Annotated in this window: 18 protein-coding genes; 10 read left to right on the plus strand and 8 right to left on the minus strand. The window is 44.3% G+C overall.

From position 1 onward, the window contains the following. Positions 1–36 precede the first annotated feature (36 nt). Positions 37–336: a YebG family protein gene (locus R7Q46_RS07385; RefSeq protein WP_005380208.1), complete on the plus strand. Its 300-nt coding sequence runs from the start codon at positions 37–39 to the stop codon at positions 334–336. A gap of 57 nt (positions 337–393) precedes the next feature. Here the strand turns inward: R7Q46_RS07385 and R7Q46_RS07390 are convergent, their stop codons facing one another. The 3 genes from R7Q46_RS07390 to R7Q46_RS07400 are packed head-to-tail and all read right to left on the minus strand — an operon-like array spanning position 394 to position 1593. Further along, positions 394–990 carry a hypothetical protein gene (locus tag R7Q46_RS07390; protein WP_318077423.1) on the minus strand — a complete coding sequence of 199 codons (597 nt, stop codon included), beginning with the start codon at positions 988–990 and terminating at the stop codon, positions 394–396. Then, entirely contained in the window at positions 980–1306 is a 327-nt protein-coding gene (locus tag R7Q46_RS07395) for an AHH domain-containing protein (protein ID WP_318077440.1), read from the minus strand. The genes R7Q46_RS07390 and R7Q46_RS07395 overlap by 11 nt, the downstream gene beginning before the upstream one ends. Positions 1307–1317: 11 nt before the next feature. After that, positions 1318–1593, minus strand: a complete 276-nt coding sequence (locus R7Q46_RS07400) for a hypothetical protein (protein WP_318077424.1) — start codon at positions 1591–1593, stop codon at positions 1318–1320. A 446-nt stretch (positions 1594–2039) separates the two neighbouring features. On the opposite strand from R7Q46_RS07400, the gene dapD reads away from it, so the two are divergent. Beyond that, the gene (dapD, locus tag R7Q46_RS07405; protein ID WP_025768219.1) at positions 2040–3071 is read left to right on the plus strand and encodes a 2,3,4,5-tetrahydropyridine-2,6-dicarboxylate N-succinyltransferase; all 1032 of its coding nucleotides are present in this window, start codon (positions 2040–2042) and stop codon (positions 3069–3071) included. A gap of 70 nt (positions 3072–3141) precedes the next feature. Here dapD and glpQ read toward each other — a convergent pair whose 3' ends face one another. Both glpQ and glpT read right to left on the minus strand, forming a co-directional pair. Further along, a complete protein-coding gene (glpQ, locus tag R7Q46_RS07410) occupies positions 3142–4197 on the minus strand; it encodes a glycerophosphodiester phosphodiesterase (protein WP_005380201.1) in 1056 nt (351 codons plus the stop codon). A gap of 56 nt (positions 4198–4253) precedes the next feature. Further along, on the minus strand, positions 4254–5618 hold the full coding sequence (glpT, locus tag R7Q46_RS07415; protein WP_005380199.1) for a glycerol-3-phosphate transporter: 1365 nt from the start codon (positions 5616–5618) through the stop codon (positions 4254–4256). Positions 5619–6515: 897 nt separating this feature from the next. On the opposite strand from glpT, the gene R7Q46_RS07420 reads away from it, so the two are divergent. The 5 genes from R7Q46_RS07420 (at position 6516) to R7Q46_RS07440 (ending at position 12862) form a co-directional block, all read left to right on the plus strand. Then, positions 6516–7370: an MIP/aquaporin family protein gene (locus R7Q46_RS07420; protein ID WP_005380195.1), complete on the plus strand. Its 855-nt coding sequence runs from the start codon at positions 6516–6518 to the stop codon at positions 7368–7370. A 59-nt stretch (positions 7371–7429) separates the two neighbouring features. Continuing rightward, positions 7430–8947: a glycerol kinase GlpK gene (gene glpK / locus R7Q46_RS07425; protein WP_005380193.1), complete on the plus strand. Its 1518-nt coding sequence runs from the start codon at positions 7430–7432 to the stop codon at positions 8945–8947. Between the two features lie 159 nt (positions 8948–9106). Continuing rightward, entirely contained in the window at positions 9107–9898 is a 792-nt protein-coding gene (locus tag R7Q46_RS07430; protein WP_005380192.1) for a DeoR/GlpR family transcriptional regulator, read from the plus strand. Between the two features lie 175 nt (positions 9899–10073). Beyond that, positions 10074–11633 (plus strand): glycerol-3-phosphate dehydrogenase, encoded by a 1560-nt coding sequence (glpD, locus tag R7Q46_RS07435; RefSeq protein WP_017636005.1) that lies wholly within the window; start codon positions 10074–10076, stop codon positions 11631–11633. 275 nt (positions 11634–11908) lie between these two features. After that, positions 11909–12862, plus strand: a complete 954-nt coding sequence (locus tag R7Q46_RS07440; RefSeq protein WP_005391702.1) for a CorA family divalent cation transporter — start codon at positions 11909–11911, stop codon at positions 12860–12862. 73 nt (positions 12863–12935) lie between these two features. On the opposite strand, the gene R7Q46_RS07445 is transcribed toward R7Q46_RS07440, so the two are convergent. Continuing rightward, positions 12936–14120: an NnrS family protein gene (locus R7Q46_RS07445; RefSeq protein WP_318077425.1), complete on the minus strand. Its 1185-nt coding sequence runs from the start codon at positions 14118–14120 to the stop codon at positions 12936–12938. A gap of 182 nt (positions 14121–14302) precedes the next feature. Between R7Q46_RS07445 and R7Q46_RS07450 the strand changes: the two genes are divergently transcribed. Next, a complete protein-coding gene (locus tag R7Q46_RS07450; RefSeq protein ID WP_213871650.1) occupies positions 14303–14854 on the plus strand; it encodes a gamma-glutamylcyclotransferase family protein in 552 nt (183 codons plus the stop codon). A gap of 39 nt (positions 14855–14893) precedes the next feature. Here the strand turns inward: R7Q46_RS07450 and R7Q46_RS07455 are convergent, their stop codons facing one another. Next, entirely contained in the window at positions 14894–15481 is a 588-nt protein-coding gene (locus R7Q46_RS07455) for an outer membrane beta-barrel protein (RefSeq protein ID WP_005391699.1), read from the minus strand. A 428-nt stretch (positions 15482–15909) separates the two neighbouring features. On the opposite strand from R7Q46_RS07455, the gene ebgR reads away from it, so the two are divergent. Next, a complete protein-coding gene (ebgR, locus tag R7Q46_RS07460) occupies positions 15910–16896 on the plus strand; it encodes a transcriptional regulator EbgR (protein WP_213871651.1) in 987 nt (328 codons plus the stop codon). Between the two features lie 169 nt (positions 16897–17065). Here ebgR and R7Q46_RS07465 read toward each other — a convergent pair whose 3' ends face one another. After that, the gene (locus R7Q46_RS07465) at positions 17066–17983 is read right to left on the minus strand and encodes a LysR family transcriptional regulator (RefSeq protein ID WP_404764677.1); all 918 of its coding nucleotides are present in this window, start codon (positions 17981–17983) and stop codon (positions 17066–17068) included. Positions 17984–18095: 112 nt separating this feature from the next. Here R7Q46_RS07465 and chrA point away from each other — a divergent pair, with 112 nt between their 5' ends. Continuing rightward, complete coding sequence (chrA, locus tag R7Q46_RS07470; protein WP_318077426.1) at positions 18096–19235, plus strand: chromate efflux transporter; 1140 nt, start codon at positions 18096–18098, stop codon at positions 19233–19235. Positions 19236–19306: the final 71 nt, after the last annotated feature.

A 19306-nucleotide genomic window follows, 5' to 3' on the forward strand; every position in this document is an offset into this window, starting at 1 on the left:
AAGCCAGTATCAATACACCAAATTAGGGGACCAACCATGGCTGTAATCGTCAAGTACGTGGTAGAACGCAATGGAGAAGAGAAAATGACTTTTACCTCTAAAGCGGAAGCTGACGCATACGACAAAATGCTGGATATGGCAGACGAGTTATTCTCACTGCTGGGTAAAAGTGAACTTCTAGAAGACGAAGGTAAGCAAGAAGATCTTGCAATGTTCCTTGCGCAAAACAAAGAAGAAGTGCTTTACGCTCTGGGTGCAAAACGTAAACCTGCACCAAAAAAAGCAAAGAAGCTTGAAGCTGTTGAAGAAGATAGCGAGCAAGAAGACGCTGCATAAGCCAATGACTGCCCTTCAAATAACGCCGCATCTTGTGGCGTTTTTTTATTCCTGAAGTTAAACACTCTCTACTTCATAAAAACTAACCCCGGTAAACTCGTTTTTAGTCACTAGATTTAAAAAGCTATTGTCAGTATTTGAAGTATAGATGCTTATTGGAGAACCACTTAATTTGAAGAGCCTCGGGGTTGAAACTTTAGCACGATCAATAACAAAACGCTTATATGGTCTAGTTCTATGAACTCTGCCATTTGGCTTGTAGTTTATCTCGCACAGTTCAGTATGTAATGCATCCAATTTAGAAGTCACATTAAGTGCATACCAAATGGAGTTATCCACATTTACAGGTAGGAATTCACAACAATCTCCGAGCGTATCTTTGAACAAGCTCGCAATATCATGGCGAACTACGTACGTACAGCTACCCCAGGCAGCAATCATTGGTTTTATTAAGTCATCGGAATCATCATGCCGGAGCCAATCAAGTGTCAATGGTTGCCAAGTTGATATTTTTGAAGCTCCATTGAATATTGGTAAAACTTCATTATTCACGTCGTCTAAATCCAATAGGCTCGTGTGCTCTAGATATAAATATTTATCCACATCTGGCTGAATACCAAATACCTTAGTAAAAGTTTGTTTTTTAAACTGCAATTTCATTCGCCCTTATTTTTCTGGTTATTGGAAACATGCCCATTTTCAAGTCGTCTCCAATATCCTCTAAAACCTCAACGATATCTTCTCTATCTGCATCCTGAGCAATCGTATTTTCAAGTAAATGTTCAACGTTCAAATAGTAAAATGAAGTATGGATACAGGAGTGAGAATAAGCTTCAACCATTTGCGAATGGGGCACATGTTTATTCCATCTTGGTAAAAATACACCATTTTCCGCACTATCTATATCGATTCGAAATGCTGATAGCCTCATTCTGGACTTTGCAGCTCTAATGTTTTTCCATGATACAATATGATGAGCAGCTACATTCTTAGGACGACATTGCCCTGTTTTTTAAGGATGTTTTTTTCCAAGCGATAACTATGGGCCTTATTATGCTCCCACCTTATATGTTGATTAAGTAAAAGATCATCTTTGGATATCAACCCTCTCTTATACTTAATAGAATCTATCACTGAACCTGCATAAAATATTTGAAATTGCGAAGCTTGCTTGGAAGCGAATAACTTATCACCAGTCACATTAAACAAATCTCTTTCCAGCTCAGACGTTGTAACCGTAACGACTTTTTTACCCATACTGATCTCATTGAAAATGCTTAAAAACGTAGATCAACCTCAATATGAATAAAGGTGAGTATGAAGAATAATTTATCTCAAAACCGAACTGCCTCAAGCTTGCGCCAAATTTATTTTAACTTATACGACACCTTGTTCTAAACAATTAAAAACATACCTCGGTATCTCGAAAGAACTCGCCAGAATAGGAAAACGCCCTTTCTTTCTAGCTCCGAGACAAGAGACTGCCTTCTATCGTTTCAGCAAAACTCTCCCGATAGACCACCTCGTAGCCACATTTCTCATCAGACAAACATATCTCTAAAAAGACAAAAGGTATCCATCTACAGACTTTCTCCATTTCCCCTCTTTAAACTCCCTAGCACTCTCATTATGATGACTGACAACTTAATTATTTCTTGTCAGTGAACAGACGAGACACAAGACTCAACACATGGAGATCAACTATGGCTTTCTTCTCTCTAGCCTTTGGTACGGCAACTAAAAACCGCGACGGCAAAATCATCGAAGCGTTTTTCCCAAACCCAGTTCTTAACCCAAGCGAAGCGCTTGTTAACGCACTAGCAGCAGTAGCAGGTTACGAGCAAGGCAACCAAGCTATCGAGATCTCTGCAGCACAAAGCGCAGAACTGGCAGCAGCATTTGAAGCAAACGGCGATGCGGCAAACGCATCTTTCGCAGCAAAAGCAGCAGAATCAGCACAACCACTTGTACTGGTTATCCTTGCAACTGACGAGCAGCCACAAAGCGTTGCTGAAGGTTTCCTAAAACTTCAACTTATCTCTAACCGCCTAGTTCAACCGCACGGCACGGTACTAGACGGCATCTTCGGTCTACTACACAACATCGCATGGACTAACGAAGGCCCAATCGACTTACCTGAACTAGCAGAGCGTCAAATCGAAGCTCGCCTAGCGGGTCGTGCACTAAGCGTAGATTGCGTAGACAAGTTCCCTAAAATGGTGGACTACGTGGTACCAACTGGCGTTCGTATCGCTGATACTTCTCGCGTACGTCTTGGCGCACACGTTGGCGAAGGCACAACAGTAATGCACGAAGGCTTCATCAACTTCAACGCGGGTACAACAGGCGTGAGCATGGTTGAAGGTCGTATCTCTGCTGGCGTAGTGGTTGGTAACGGCTCTGACATCGGCGGCGGCGCATCTATCATGGGCACACTATCTGGCGGCGGTAAAGTTGTGGTTTCTATCGGTGAAAACTCTCTACTAGGCGCGAACGCAGGTCTTGGCTTCCCAATGGGTGACCGTTGTACTATCGAATCAGGTCTGTACGTAACTGCTGGTTCTAAAGTACGCATGCTAGATTCTGACGGTCAAGAAGTCGAAGTGGTGAAAGCACGCGATCTTGCTGGTGTTTCTGACCTACTGTTCCGTCGTAACTCTGTAACAGGTCAAATCGAATGTCTTGCTAACAAGAGCGCGGTTGAACTGAACAGCGAACTGCATAAAAACAACTAATAAATAGTTAAGAAAAATCCCCCAGCAGGAAACTGTTGGGGGATTTTTTAGCTTAAAGAAAAATGCGTGATTACTGATTTAAAAAGCTGACCGCTTTATCTGGGAAATCAGTAAACAAACCATCCACTTTTACTTGGTTGTAGTACACATCCATCATGCCTTCAAAGCTGTCAGTGTACGCTGGAATGCGTCCTGGATCGGCGCGGAACGTGTATGGATGCACTTGCAAGCCAGCGTCTTTTGCAGCCTTCATCAACGGCTTGATGATGATATTGTCTTTGGTTGACTTATCATCCACCAGCATCGGCTTCCAAGGTCCAATTCCTTCCGCGTAACTCGCTACTTTCTTCATTCCGTCGGCTTCGAACATCCAGTCATAACTGTATGGTGTTGCCTTGTCGCCTTTGTACACCATAGTTTCGTTCCAGTCCGTGTAAGCCATAAGCTGAACGAGCTTTAAGTCCATGTCCATTGCAGGCATGAGTTCACTGTTGATGCGTTGAAGTTCATTCGCATCAAAACACTGAAGGTAGACTTTGTCGTCTTGAGAGCCGTAACCGTACTGCTTCAAGACTTTAAGTACTGCTTTAGAAATGTCCTTACCTTCATGACGATGGAACCAAGGCGCTTTAATTTCTGGGTAAATACCGATGTCATAACCCAGCGTTTTGTTTAAGCCTTGGATCAGCTCAATCTCTTCAGCAAACGTCGGCACGGTGAAGTCAGATTTCCACATAGGGAATCGGGTTGGATAGCCCGCTACTTTGTTGCCTTTCTCATCGATGTTGAACCCTTCGGTAACTCGCAAGGATTTGATTTCCGCCAGAGTGAAATCAATCGCGTAATAACGACCATCTTTACGTGCACGATCAGGAAAACGCTCCGCAACATCCGTTACGCGATCGAGATAATGGTCATGCAACACGACCAACTGGTCGTCTTTCGTCATTACCACATCTTGCTCTATGTAGTCAGGTTTCATTGCGTAAGCAAGTGCTTTGGCTTCTAGCGTGTGCTCAGGCAAGTAGCCCGATGCGCCACGGTGCGCAATGACAAGCGGCTTCGCAATCGCACCAGCAGAGAGGCTAAGTGCTAAAAAAGTAAGACATACTGACTTTGTTTTCATTGTTATTTCCTTGATAAAGCGAAGAGGCAGTATTCCACTGCCTCTTTAAATAAATATTACGCTAGCGCTTCCTTCTCGCGCTCTTTTTGCTCGTGGTGCGCACGTTCACCTAAGAAGGCGTACATCAAACACACGATAGAAGTAATACAAGAACCCACTAAGATGATAAAGCCACCATCCCAGCCAAAGTGGTCTACGGTGTAGCCCAAAATCGCGTTTGCGGCAACTGCCCCACCCAGGTATCCAAACAAACCAGTAAGACCAGCGGCAGTACCTGCGGCTTTCTTCGGAGCGAGTTCAAGTGCGTACAAACCGATCAGCATAACCGGACCATAGATTAGGAAGCCAATTGCAATAAGCGCCATCATATCTACTGTTGGGTTGCCCGCAGGGTTAAACCAATAAACCATCACTGCAACTGTCACTAGCACCATAAATAAGATACCAGCAGGTGCACGACGACCTTTGAACAATTTGTCAGAGATCCAACCACACAATAGTGTTCCTGGAATGCCAGCCCATTCGTATAAGAAATAAGCCCATGACGATTTATCTACCGAGAAATCCTTCGCTTCTTTTAGGTAAACAGGTGCCCAGTCCAGTACGCCGTAACGAATTAGGTAAACAAATGCGTTTGCAATTGCAATCGACCAAAGAAGTTTGTTGTTGAAGACGTATTTGAAGAAGATTTCCTTCGCTGTCATTTCTTGTTCATGGGACTTGTCATAGTCATCTGGGTAATCGTCTTTGTACTCTTCAATCGGAGGCAGACCACAAGACTGAGGGGTATCGCGAACCGTCATCCAAACAAACACAGCAACCAACGTGGCGAAAAATGCAGGAACATAAAATGCAGTGCGCCAATCATCGTTAAATGCCCATAGGCCAAGAATAAATAGTGGACCAATCAAGCCGCCACCCACGTTGTGCGCCACGTTCCAAACCGAAACGATCTCACCACGCTCTTTACGTGACCACCAGTGCACCATGGTTCGGCCACAAGCAGGCCACCCCATCCCTTGGAACCAACCGTTCAAGAAAAGCAAAATGAACATCGCAGTGACGCTACCAGTCGCCCATGGCATAAAGCCAAAGCAAAACATCACTAATGCAGACATCAATAGGCCGCCACTAAGGAAATAGCGAGGGTTGGAGCGGTCTGAAACGCTGCCCATTAGAAACTTAGAGAGACCATATGCAATGGAAACAGCTGCCAAGGCGACACCTAAGTCTCCGCGGCTAAAGCCTTGCTCGATAAGATAAGGCATCGCCAAACTGAAGTTTTTACGAACTAGATAGTAACCGGCGTAGCCAACAAAGATACCGATAAAGAGTTGCCAACGGAGGCGAGAGTAGGTGCTATCGATGCTGCCAGGGGACAGACGATCAATGTGCGCCTTAGGTTTGAATATTCCAAACATAGGAACCTCATTATTTTGTATGCGATGGTAAAAACACAAAAGGAGCGAACGAAACAAAATAAATCTTCGTTCGAAAGTTCATGAATTGTATGGAGTTAGGATTTTATTTCTGTGACAAATGTTGCACATGGATTAAATATAAGTAAATACAGTAAATTATATGAGCATTAATTAGATCATCGTTCAACTTTACTCAAGATTCGTTAATATGAAACTGATATTCAAACCTCTCACTTGAGCATTCCAATTCGAAACCTTTGAAACAAAGGCTCGAATTAGAACATAAACTAACCGTAAAAAGGGCGATTTACGCCTGCCCTACTCGCTCCGAACCAACTAATAACTAAAAAGCTGAAAAACGATCACGTTTAGCATCAAACGAAATAAAAAAAAACAATTTTTATTTGAATACAAGCCGAAGCAATGATTCACAAACACAAGACATTAACAGCGTTTATTCTCTTCTCAACTCATCCTATTGGTATCAATGGGATGACGATTTTTCTAAAAGTCCAAACATGACAGCGTATTTTTTTATATCACTGCTAGCCCTTGATACATTTGACATTCTCCTACTCCTTTAGGGTTAACTGCTGCACAAGTTCTGTGTAATAAATCTCCAAGCACGTAGCAGCTTCACAAAACTCCTCTTACCAGTTGTGCATTCTTTTTCACATCGGTAATTTGAGCGCTCTCAACACTGGCCTCGTGACAAATAAATTATTTTCGTTGTGTTCTTTTCCGGTTAAAAGATGCGCCATTTAACAAAAACGAAGACTTTGATTAACAAATTTATGCTCAAACGCTCATTTTTAACGCTCGTTTGTTTTCGCAAACGTTTATATATGCACAATAGTATCGTGCTAGACAGGCAAAAATGATCAAAGGACTTTTAACATGACAACGAACAAACACCCCTCTCTGCTTGGAGAATGTTTGGCCGAGTTTATCGGTACAGGACTACTTATTTTCTTCGGCGTAGGCTGTGTTGCAGCCTTAGTTCTAACAGGCGCATCATTTGGACAATGGGAAATCAGTATTGTATGGGGCTTCGGTGTCGCCATCGCTATTTACTGTACGGCTGGCGTCTCTGGTGCACACATCAACCCTGCCGTTACCATCGCACTTGCTATGTTCCATGGTTTTGATAAGGCGAAAGTGGTGCCATACATTATCGCTCAAATGCTTGGGGCATTCTGTTCTGCTGCATTGGTATACAGCTTATACAGCAACCTTTTCACCGACTACGAAATCGCTCATAACTTCGTTCGCAGCAGCCAAGATGCACTAGCAACTGCTGGTATCTTCTCAACCTATCCGCATGCCTCCCTCTCTTTCTTTGGTGCTTTTGCTGTGGAATTCGTTATCACTGCTGTGCTGATGTTTGCGATTCTGGCTCTGGGCGATGAAAATAACGGCGCGGCACGTGGCGCAATGAACCCTCTATTGATCGGTATTTTGATTGCCGTCATCGGTGGTTCACTTGGCCCACTAACAGGCTTTGCGATGAACCCCGCTCGTGACTTTGGACCGAAACTGTTCGCTTACTTCGCAGGTTGGGATTACGCTCTGACAGGTGCTAAAGACATTCCTTACTTTATCGTGCCTTTACTTGCTCCGATTGCAGGTGCGTGTTTTGGTGGTTGGTTGTATCCAAAAGCGATTGCCGCTTACCTTCCACAACAAGGCCACGGTTGCACGATTCCAAACCAATGTGAGACGGAAGAAGAAACAGAAGAAGCTAGAGCTTAAAACTGACGTAACTCGAACATTTACTAAAATATAAATAACGAAACAAAAGGATTCTTACCATGACTGAGCAAAAATACATTGTTGCCCTAGACCAAGGTACAACAAGCTCTCGCGCAGTGATTCTTGATCACGATGCGAACATCGTAAGCGTCGCGCAACGCGAATTTACTCAGATTTATCCAGAAGCTGGTTGGGTTGAACATGATCCAATGGAGATCTGGGCAACACAAAGCTCTACCTTAGTAGAAGCTCTAGCTAAGTCTGGTATCCGTAGCGACCAATTAGCGGCTATCGGTATTACTAACCAACGTGAAACGACCATCGTCTGGAATAAAGAAACAGGTAAACCCGTTTACAATGCGATCGTATGGCAATGTCGCCGTACTGCTGATATCTGTGAAGATTTAAAAGCACGCGGTCTCGAAAACTATGTACGTGACAACACTGGTTTGGTGCTTGACCCTTACTTCTCCGGTACCAAAGTTAAATGGATTCTGGACAATGTTGAAGGCGCACGAGAAGACGCAGAAGCAGGTAAGCTGTTGTTTGGTACTGTCGATACTTGGTTAGTTTGGAAGATGACTCAAGGTCGCGTTCACGTAACCGACTACACTAACGCATCGCGTACCATGCTGTTTAACATCAACGATCTATGTTGGGATCAAAAAATGTTAGATGAGCTTGGCATCCCAGCATCTATGATGCCAGAAGTGAAGCGCTCATCGGAAATTTACGGTAAAACCAACATCGGTGGTAAAGGCGGTACTCGTATTCCTATTTCTGGAATCGCAGGTGACCAACAAGCGGCGCTTTACGGCCAAATGTGTGTTGAAGCGGGTCAAGCGAAAAACACTTACGGTACGGGTTGTTTCTTGCTAATGAATACTGGCCAAGAAAAAGTCACTTCGACACATGGCCTTCTAACAACTTTGGCTTGTGGTCCTGCAGGCGAACCAGCTTATGCACTTGAAGGTGCCGTATTCATGGGTGGAGCTTCTATCCAATGGCTACGCGATGAATTGAAAATCCTAAACGGTGCGGAAGACTCTGAATACTTCGCGACAAAAGTGGATACATCAAACGGCGTTTATGTCGTGCCTGCATTTACTGGTTTAGGCGCTCCATACTGGGATGCCTACGCACGTGGCACGATTGTCGGCCTTACTCGCGGTGTGAATTCAAACCATATCATCCGTGCAACATTGGAAGGCATCGCTTATCAAACTCGTGACGTACTGGATGCGATGCAAGCTGACTCAGGCATTAAGCTTGCGAACCTTCGAGTCGATGGTGGTGCAGTAGCGAACAACTTCCTAATGCAATTCCAATCCGATGTATTGAACACAGAAGTACACCGCCCTCAAGTAACTGAGGTTACCGCTCTTGGTGCAGCCTACCTTGCCGGCCTTGCAGTTGGTTACTGGGATAGCATTGATGAGTTGCAGAATAAAGCGGTACTTGATCGCACCTTTGAGCCACACGATGATGAAGAAAAACGCAATCGTCGTTACAAGGGCTGGAAACGTGCAGTGAAATGTGCGCAAACCTGGTCTGAACTTCACGACGAAGAAGATTAATCTCATCTCCATAAGAAAAAAAGAGCGCCATTTGTGCGCTCTTTTTGCGCTTTATCCCCGATTCCTGAACTCGCTTACTTCTCACAACGAGCAAATTCGAGCACAATAGAGCTTCGAATTTGAAGCATTGGCCGTTACCAATGCACAAGGGAGTGGTAAGTGAAGCAAATACCTCGACACCAGCAGATTGTTGAGCTGGTGAAAAAACAAGGCTATGTCAGCACGGATGAGTTGGTAGAAAGATTCAATGTCAGCCCACAAACCATCCGACGCGATCTCAATGAACTCGCCGATGACAACAAAATTCGTCGTTATCACGGTGGAGCCACTATTCCTCTCAGTTCTGAAAACACATCTTACAACACGCGTAAAGCGCTCAACTTCAATGAAAAAGATGTCATTGCAGACGAGGTAGTCAAACACATTCCAGATGGTGCCACACTATTCATCGATATCGGCACCACACCAGAAGCAGTTGCGCGAGCGCTCAATAAAAACCATAAACAGTTGCGTGTAGTCACCAACAACATCAATGTTGCGACCATTCTTTTCCCTAACCCTGAAATCAAAGTCATTTTGGCGGGTGGAGAAGTCCGCAGCAGAGACGGCGGTATTGTTGGCGAGGCTACCCTCGATTTCGTTAAACAGTTCCGTCTCGACTTTGGTATTCTCGGCATTAGCGGTATCGACTTCGATGGCTCACTATTAGACTTTGATTACCACGAAGTCCGGGTCAAACAAGCGATCATTGACAATAGCCGTAGTGTATTTCTGGCCGTAGACCACACCAAGTTCGGGCGCAATGCTATGGTGAAACTAGGCAATATTGCACAGCTCAACATGATCTTTACCAATAAGCAGCCACCAGAAGAAATCTTGTCAATTTTGAAGGAAGCTTCTATCCCACTTGAAGTGGTTGAAGCTAACGAATCAAACTCCGAAAACGAGTAACATCAATCGTATAACTCCCCTAAAATGACCTCTGTCTTAATTAGACAGAGGTTTTTTTGTGTCTAAATCACACAAAACGCTCACAAACGAAAATAATAGATGATCACAAACGAAACCTGAGCTAGGATTACATTATGTTCTAAAATGCTCGTTCGCTCACCAAGAGGTCAAATTTATGAGTATACAAAATAATGCTTCCACTACTAGCTCATCCACTACCTTAGACTTGATCGTAATCGGTGGCGGCATTAACGGAGCTGGTATTGCAGCAGACGCAGCTGGCCGAGGTTTGAGTGTTGGCTTATACGAAGCAAATGACTTCGCATCTGCGACTTCTTCAGCAAGTTCTAAACTGATACACGGCGGTTTACGCTACCTTGAACACTACGAGTTTCGTTTAGTTTCGGAAGCGCTCGCAGAGCGTGAGGTTATTCTTCGTAAAGCACCACACGTCGCATTACCAATGCGTTTCCGTTTACCGCATCGCCCATTCCTACGCCCAGCTTGGATGATTCGTTGTGGCCTTTTCCTTTACGATAACTTGGGTAAACGTACGACGCTGCAAGGCAGTAAAACCGTCAACCTTGCGAAATCTGGCTTGCTAAAACCAGAAATGAAAACGGGTTTCGAATACTCTGACTGTTGGGTTGATGATGCACGTTTAGTATTACTGAACGTTCTTGCGGCTCGCGAAAACCATGCTGAAGTACGTAACTACTGCCGCGTGGAAAAAGCACACCGTGAAGGTGGTATCTGGCACGTTACTATTCACGATGTGATGACAGACCAACGTTTCGAACGTAAAGCGAAAGCGTTAGTCAATGCTGCGGGGCCTTGGGTAAAACAGTTCTTTGATGATGGATTAGAGCAAGCCTCTCCTCGTAACATTCGCTTAATCAAAGGCTCGCACATCGTTGTTCCTCGTATCCACAACGAACCGCAAGCCTACATCCTTCAAAACAAAGACAATCGCATCGTATTTATGATTCCTTACTTAGATAAGTTCTCAATCATTGGTACAACAGATGTGGAATACAAAGGTGACCCACGTGAAGTGTCGATCTCAGATGACGAAGTCGATTACCTCATTGATATCGTAAACCAACACTTTGTCCACCAGTTGACTCGCGAAGATGTAGTTTGGACATACAGCGGTGTTCGTCCTTTATGTGACGATGAATCTGACTCTCCGCAAGCAATCACACGAGACTACACGCTAGAGCTCGATGCGGAATACGACCATGCACCTCTGCTTTCTGTTTTTGGTGGTAAGTTAACGACCTACCGTAAGTTAGGTGAAGCAGCAATGAAAAAGCTAGCTCCGTTCCTACCTGAAATGGGTAAAGACTGGACGGCCAACCAAACCCTTCCTGGTGGTAACTTCAGCTGTAGTCGTGAACAATTAGCTAAACAAATTCACGCTAAATACACTTGGGCGCCAGAAGCATTGATTCTTCGTTATGTCACACAGTTTGGTACCCAAACCTGGAACTTAATGGAAGGCACAACAAGTGAAGCTGACTTAGGACAAACGTTCTCGGCACAAGCAGGTGGTGTTTACCAACGTGAGATCGATTACTTAATGAACCATGAAATGGCAATGACCGATGAAGACATTTTATGGCGCCGTACTAAGCTTGGTCTTTACATGAACGAGGAAGAAAAACAGGCCTTAACGGACTATTTAAAGAAAAAGCTACAACAGAAAGTGGTTAATCTTTCTCAAGTTGGCTAACAGCTCCCCTCCCTCCCCCACAATAAAGCCTGCTTAGTTGCAGGCTTTTTGTTTTGTTGTTTAAGCACAACACCTTGGTGCGCTCCACTCGATTGCAAATAAGAACAACTATTCATAGACATTTGGCGTTAAATACAATCATACTCATTTGAAAAATAATGCATCAATGACTTCAGAGTACCGTACTCAAAGTATTGCCTCTGTATGGCAAGGCAATTCTCGCGAAAGAAGTATCTTGAGGTTATTTGGGTATCGGCTCAAACAAGGAAAAGAAAATGGGTTTTATGATTGAACATTGGGACTTCTCAACCCCAGAAGCAACTCAACAATCCACCACGGCAGAGCAAATTCAAGCTAAGCATTGGTACCATTGCGAACGGCTGCATCCTGATATTCGTGGTTGGCTGGAGCAGAACCAAGTGCCTCGTGCAACGGTTGATCATCTATTAGCCGACGAAAGCCGACCATCTTTCCATCCTTTAGATGACGAGAACTTCATGTTGATTTTACGAGGCGTCAATATGAACGGCAATGCATCACCAGAAGATATGCTTAGTATTAGAATTCTCTACTTTCAAGGCGCACTCATTTCAACTCGTAAAATTCCATCACGCGCGATCATGGAGATTCGCCAAGCATTAGCGGAACACAAAGGCCCAAAAAGTCTTGCTAGTTTACTTCATCAGATCATTGAAGGATTAAACAGTAAAATAGACATTTACCTTGATACAATTGAAGAAACACTAAACCAGTTCGACGTGAATGATGAATCGACGTACAAACATATGGCGACTCAAAAAGCGCTGATTTCTATCAAGCGTTTTATTCGCCCTCAGCAGTACGCTATCCGTGATCTTGTGGAGTCAGAATCAGAATTGATTGCTTTGAGACCTCATCAATATCGCTTCGCACACAATAATATTACGCGCATAAATGAAACACTTGAGTTTTATCTTGGAGAAGTGGCGCTTTTCCAAGAAGAGATCAAACATCATCGTGATGAGAAAACCAATAAAAACAGTTATCTGTTTACTTTGGTAGCAACGATTTTTCTACCAACCAGCTTCTTAACAGGTTTACTCGGCATCAATGTTGGTGGAATGCCAGGTGTGGAATCCACCATGGCATTCACCTGGTTCTGCATCGCCTTAATTGTCATTTTTGGTCTAGAGTGGTGGCTATTTAAACGATTGGGGCTCACGAATAAAGCGGACGACGAAGACGAATAAACACTAAACCTATAAAGAACAAAAACCAAAAGAGGAGCACGCGGCTCCTCTTTTCTCTACTCACATTAGAATCTTATCCGGGGTGACCATCCACACGAGGGGTCACAAGCATCACACCAAAGCGCCACACAAACATCCCAAACGCAACAATCCATAATCCGCCGCTGATATCAATCCACAGCATCATGTTCGCTGGATCAACGATCACGGCGAAACTGCGAACCAAAGCTGCCGCGGTAATCGCTGCAAACGCAAGGCTCATGTTTGGCCCTTTGTAGATCATGCGACCAGTATGTCCCATCGTCACCCGTGCAATCATCGCTAAAATCAAACCGCCTAACGCACCTATCGCAAACAGGTGAATGAGGTTATGGCTGGCAAATGCATCTCCCCAGACGCCTCGCAAAATTAAGCTTAGTGGTAAACACAAATACGCAGCATGCAGCGACCACACTAAAGGCTCGCTCAGGGTTAACCAAGGTTTCCAGCGAACAAAACGCACCAACTGAGCAACACCTGCAAACAGCATCAAAGGACTACCTAGTTCTGCAAACGTCACAGGGAAAAAGCTCAGCACAAATAGCATTACCAACGGCAAGTTCGCGAACCACTCTAACCAAGCCAATGGTTGCACTTTTTCGAAATTAAATCGACGCGCAGTAAAAAATGGAATCACACGTCCGCCCATCACTGACAACAGCAAGGTAAACCACCACAGCATTGCTTGCCACACCGCTGACGAGCTAAACGGCGGCATACCTTTTATCGTTGCGTAGCTTGCAAAGTTCGCAAAGATGGCTAAAAGAAACAGTGGAACAAAAAACAAATTACGCCAACCTTTGGCTCGATACACACGAATGCCCACCTCATAGGCGACAAACAGCAAAAATACCGCTTCGATACTACTGGTTAACCACAACGGTGCTTGTGTCCAAAGCAAGATGCGGGGCACTAACCACAAGCCAAATAAAGCCAGAAGCATGTAATGCTTGGTACCATTAATGCCAGTCCAGTTTTGTACCGCGGTCAGTACAAAGCCAACTACGATTGCCATCGAAAAACCGAACAACATTTCATGTACGTGCCACCACAATGCAGGCACGGCCAATGCGTTTGGCTGTCCACTTTGGAACATCCACACCCACAACGCAATCGCAACAATGGCATAAATCGACCCAAACAGAAAAAACGGCCGAAAGCCTAATCGCAGCCATGCGGGGATTTTTTCTTCTACTTTTTTATCGGTGATATTCAGCATTATCTTGCCCTCAAGCGTCTCTCGATGCTGGTTAACTCAACTACATATTGATGCTACCATAAACATGTATAAAAAATACATGTTTATAATTAAGATTATACTTAAGAGGTAAAGTTGTGCTTCAGATGCGGGTTAGGTATAAACATGAGAGGCACAACTATCAGTTAAGGGATGCAACGACAATGTACATATTTGGCTATGGCAGTTTGATTAATTCTGCGTCACGTAAGTTAACCGGACAAACGGGAGAAGCCATTCCCGTCATAGCACATGGGTTGGTTCGCTACTGGGGGAAGATTGACGACAGCTACAGCCTCTCTCCATTAGTGGTGAACCAAGGCGATGGACAGGTTAATGGCGTTTTACTCGAAGTAAATGAAGAAGCGCTCGCAGAATTCGACCGCCGTGAGCGAGGTTATCATCGTATTCAACTTCAGCCAGATCAAATCGAAACAGATACGAGTTTTAACCAAGAACATGACATTTGGGTTTACGTAAAAGACGAGCCACTACCACCATGCGCAAAGAGCCCAATCATGCAAAGTTATGTTGATACCGTGCTGGCAGGTTGCTTGGAAGTTTCCCACGCGTTTGCAGAGCATTTTGTGCGTCACACCATTGGCTGGCAACACGCGAAAGAAAATGACCGCCACCAACCCAAATATGGCAACCTTGCAGGCGTACAAGAGCACCATTATGAGTTGATTGATAATCTGATCAAAAAAGGAGCCTAACGGCTCCTTTTTAGTATCTATATTTTTGCTTACGCGATCTTAAAACTTGTAATCAACGCCAACGTACAGGCTGTCAAAATCAAAATCTTCGCTGCCACCGTTTTCGGCATCAATACTTACCGAAGAAGCACGGTAGCCACCAGATACAACCAAACCTGAAGAAAACTCATAACCAGCCTCAACACCGTAGTTAAAGCCTACATCACGACCATCATCGGTAACAGTGCTAGATGATTTCACTTCATAAGAAACACTCATTACACCAAGGCCAGCAATCGCACCAACATAGAAGCCTGTACCTGCAAATTGGTATTTAGGCTTCGCATTGAAATTGAACGCAGAAGCATCAACACTAAATTTAACCGGCCACCCCATGTAAGAAAATGTTTCTTCAAAGTCGCCAAAGTATATGTACTCACCTTCAAAAGCTAGTTTGAAGTTTTCTGAATATTGAAGCTCTTTACCTACAGCCAGGCTAAGACCTGTCGCAGAAAAATCTTTTGACAAGCTTTTAACTTTAAGATCTGAATTTACCAAATCAGCACCAACATACCAGTCACCTTTTGCTTGAACTGATGCTGAAGCAACCACTGCACCTAAAGCCAATAATGGCAATACTTTTTTCATTATAATTTCCTAATTTTTCATACTGTTAGACAGCTTTTAAAAGCGCGGAGATTATAAATAGAGTCGAATACTTTCCTATTGATTTGTTTATAACAATGAGACACAAAACATAAACATGAACAATAAAACGTTTGCTTGGTTAAACTCTAAACGGCTCGAGTCCTATTAAGTACTAGAGTTACCACAAGTAGCAAGTTTCCAAACCAGTCGCGTTTTTCAGTATTTTTACAGCAATATAATCCTTACGTTTACAGCTTTATTTATTACTCAATAGAGTGTATTTCATGAAAACAAGTTGGCTTGATATGCTGATTTAAAGTGTTTAGGACTGTCTTACTAAAGGTTTGTGCATCTCTAAGTAGCTGTTTAAAATAGTCAGATTATTGAGCTCACACTTGGGCAGTGAGCAGTGCCGACGGGAAATTTACATGGCAAAGCTAAAAGATATCGCCATTGAAGCGGGCGTCTCACTTGCAACCGTATCGCGGGTTTTGAACAACGACCCAACGTTGAGCGTTAAAGAAGAAACCAAATACCGCATTTTGGAAATTGCAGAAAAACTGGAGTACCGCACCAGTAGCTCGAAGAAAGGCATCAAAGAAGCTAAGCAAAAACATCACTTTTTAGCCTTATATAACTACAAACAAGAAACAGAGGTAAATGACCCTTACTACTTATCAATTCGTCATGGGATTGAAACGCAATGCGACAAATTAGGTATTACGCTAACCAATTGCTATAACAGTGAAATTGATGTTGAAACGAAAAAGATAACAGGTGTCCTTTTAGTCGGAAATGTCGACCAAAAGGTAGTAGATAAATTACCTAAACGTCTAGCCGATAGCATCTGCTACATAAACTTTTCAGATCCAACCTGCCCTTATGATTGCGTTGATGTCGACCTTATTCGAATCAGTAGGCAAGTAGTTGATTTTTTTATACAACGAGACCACCGCCGCATCGGTTATATTGGCGGTCAAAACAAGCCCGACGCAGCTGACATTCGTGAAAATGTGTTTTTGGACTATGGCTATCTAAAAGGCGTGGTCGCAGAACAAGATATACACTATTGTGCCTGCTCTAGTTTGTCCGGTTATAACTTAGCGAAAGAGATGCTAGCCAAAGGTGACTTCCCGAAAGCAGTATTCATTGATTCAGACTCCATCGCGATTGGCATAGTACGTGCAATCCATGAATTTGGCTTAAAGATACCAGAGGATATTACGTTGATTAGTATGAATGATATTCCTACTGCTCGCTTTACCTTTCCGCCGTTGTCTACAATTCGTATTCACTCTGAGTTGATGGGAACTCAGGGAGTGAACTTACTGGTGGAAAAATACCGAGATGGACGCTTACAACCTCTTCATGTATACGTGCAAACAGAGCTTAAACTACGTGGTACAACTCAATGATACCTTTTCCATTAATCTCTTTTATGAATTAAATCTGGAACATCCCCCCCAACCAAAGACACTCATTTTGCTCAATCAGTACTGTTTCGGTATAACGCCGATAACTCAGCGGGTAGTAAGAAGTTCAACAACAAATAACTCTAAGCACCATGAATGCCCCAAATGTTTATCATTTAGAGGTGATGGTCGAAGAAACCAACTCGCGTAGCCAAATGCCTTTGTCTTCATTGTTTCGGCTGGAATGCCACAGCATAGCAATATCAAAATCCGCAACGGCGATCGGCGGCTTAACAGTAATGAGATCGTCCGAAAAGCCCTCCGCCAACGCCATTTTTTCTGGCACGATGGCAATGAGATCGCGCTTTTTCAACAGATGCCGAATAGTGAGAAAGTTGCGCGACGCCACGGTGACTTTGCGGCTCAAGCCATGTTCTGCGAGCTTTTGGTCTACTTGTGTCTTTAAGCTCCCATCGGGACTTACCAGAGCTTGCTCTATGTTCGCGAACGCTTCCAGAGACAGCTGTGTTTCCCCTTGCAATACCTGTTTATCACACATGCACACGTGCTTTTCGGTGTACAAGTACAAGCTCTCAAAGTTGTCATCCAACACCGGCATGCTGCCAATAATGACATCGAGCTTTTCATGCTCAGTTAATGCCACGTAGTTGCTACGATTGACGTTAATAAAACTGATCTGCGCCTCTGGGGCGCGCTGGCGTATTTCGTCATAAAGCCGAGGAGCAAAGATAAACTCGGCATAATCCGTTAACCCGATGCGACATACACCCGCATAATTTTTAGGTTGGAAGGCAGACTTAGTGAGCAAGTCTTTGGCGATAGAATCCAACAAGTGATGCACAGTTGGCGCGATGTGGTGAGCGTGCTCGGTGGGCTCCATCTTGTGCCCTTTTCGCTCAAAAAGCGGGTCGTCAAACAACAACCTTAAACGAGACAAACTATGACTCATCGCCGACTGGCTAACGTAACTTTTCTCTGCCGCGACGCTAACGCTTCGATAGCGATACAAGTAGGAAAACGTCACCAATAAGTTCAAGTCAATGTTGCGCCACTGAATGTCCTCTTTCACTCCAACATCCTCATCCCATTTCATTCATAGATGAAATTAAAATCATCAATTTGAGTCATTTTAGAGCATTCGATAAATTAGCAACAATGCTTTTTAGATAAACAGGCTCGACATGTTCACCATATTCAAAACTTTTTTCTGGCTGGGTTGGTTCAGCTTCGGCGGCCCGGCGGCTCATATTGGTTATTTTCGCCAAACCTTTGTTGAGAAACTGAAATGGCTTGATGACAGCGAGTACGCGCAAATTGTCGCGCTCAGTCAGTTTTTGCCGGGACCGGGCTCAAGCCAAGTTGGCTTTGCTTTAGGCTATAAACGTGGCGGTTTAGGTGGCGCATGCGCAGCATTTGTCGGATTCACGCTTCCTTCAGTGGTCATCATGTTGGCGCTGGCGATGGTGAGCAGCCAAATCACCGACACCGCAGTGTTCCAAAACATCGTTCACGGCCTAAAACTGCTCGCAGTCGTCGTCGTGGCGGATGCGACTTGGGGCATGTACAAAAACTTCTGCCAAAGTAAACTGACCGCGGGTTTGTGCGTCGCGACTGCGATTGCGTTGCTGGTGGCACCAAGCATCATGACGCAAATGTTCGTGTTGCTCGCAGCAAGTTTTGTTGGTATGCGATATCTGAAGAAAGACTCCGCGTCATCAGCCGAGTCGTTTAAACCGTCTATCGCGCCATTGGCTCTATTTGCGGTGCTTTTACTCGGCTTACCGTTAGTGGCTCATACGTTACCTTTGCTTGGACTGTTTAGTGATTTTTTCCAAGCTGGTAGCTTAGTGTTTGGTGGCGGTCATGTGGTTCTGCCGCTTCTGCAAAACATTGTTGGCGACCAGCTCAGCCAAGATGCATTTTTAACAGGCTACGCCGCTGCACAAGCTGTACCGGGGCCAATGTTCACCTTTGCGACTTTTATCGGTTATGAGCTTTCGGTTACGCCAATTTTAGGTGCGCTGCTCGCAACGCTTGGCGTATTCCTCCCAGGGTTTCTTTTACTACTTGGCGTTCTTAAAAACTGGCAAGCACTGGCAGGCAAACCGCTGGTCTCCGGCGCCATCAACGGTGTAAATGCCTCGGTAGTAGGGTTACTACTCGCGGCACTTTACCAGCCAGTATTTAGCAGCGCAGTTGTTGCTCCCATCGACATGGCGTTAGTGGTTGCAGGTTTTTATCTACACAAAAAGCTCAACCTTTCGGTTCTGTGGATGATCGTGTTTTTTGTGGCGGCAGGCCTTGTCACGGGCATGATGTAGCCTGCTGATACGCCAACTATTGAATCTAGATAAACCACGGGCACTCAAATACGAGTGCCCGTTTTCTCAAC

It is taken from the genome of Vibrio sp. 811 (genome assembly GCF_033339195.1).

Excerpts from the sequence above, each read along its gene's own strand:
- R7Q46_RS07385 (WP_005380208.1), top strand. The coding sequence starts at position 37 with ATGGCTGTAATCGTCAAGTACGTGGTAGAACGCAATGGAGAAGAGAAA.
- R7Q46_RS07400 (WP_318077424.1), bottom strand. The coding sequence starts at position 1,593 with ATGGGTAAAAAAGTCGTTACGGTTACAACGTCTGAGCTGGAAAGAGAT.
- dapD (WP_025768219.1), top strand. The coding sequence starts at position 2,040 with ATGGCTTTCTTCTCTCTAGCCTTTGGTACGGCAACTAAAAACCGCGAC.
- glpQ (WP_005380201.1), bottom strand. The coding sequence starts at position 4,197 with ATGAAAACAAAGTCAGTATGTCTTACTTTTTTAGCACTTAGCCTCTCT.
- glpT (WP_005380199.1), bottom strand. The coding sequence starts at position 5,618 with ATGTTTGGAATATTCAAACCTAAGGCGCACATTGATCGTCTGTCCCCT.
- R7Q46_RS07420 (WP_005380195.1), top strand. The coding sequence starts at position 6,516 with ATGACAACGAACAAACACCCCTCTCTGCTTGGAGAATGTTTGGCCGAG.
- glpK (WP_005380193.1), top strand. The coding sequence starts at position 7,430 with ATGACTGAGCAAAAATACATTGTTGCCCTAGACCAAGGTACAACAAGC.
- glpD (WP_017636005.1), top strand. The coding sequence starts at position 10,074 with ATGAGTATACAAAATAATGCTTCCACTACTAGCTCATCCACTACCTTA.
- R7Q46_RS07440 (WP_005391702.1), top strand. The coding sequence starts at position 11,909 with ATGGGTTTTATGATTGAACATTGGGACTTCTCAACCCCAGAAGCAACT.
- R7Q46_RS07445 (WP_318077425.1), bottom strand. The coding sequence starts at position 14,120 with ATGCTGAATATCACCGATAAAAAAGTAGAAGAAAAAATCCCCGCATGG.
- R7Q46_RS07450 (WP_213871650.1), top strand. The coding sequence starts at position 14,303 with ATGTACATATTTGGCTATGGCAGTTTGATTAATTCTGCGTCACGTAAG.
- R7Q46_RS07455 (WP_005391699.1), bottom strand. The coding sequence starts at position 15,481 with ATGAAAAAAGTATTGCCATTATTGGCTTTAGGTGCAGTGGTTGCTTCA.
- ebgR (WP_213871651.1), top strand. The coding sequence starts at position 15,910 with ATGGCAAAGCTAAAAGATATCGCCATTGAAGCGGGCGTCTCACTTGCA.
- chrA (WP_318077426.1), top strand. The coding sequence starts at position 18,096 with ATGTTCACCATATTCAAAACTTTTTTCTGGCTGGGTTGGTTCAGCTTC.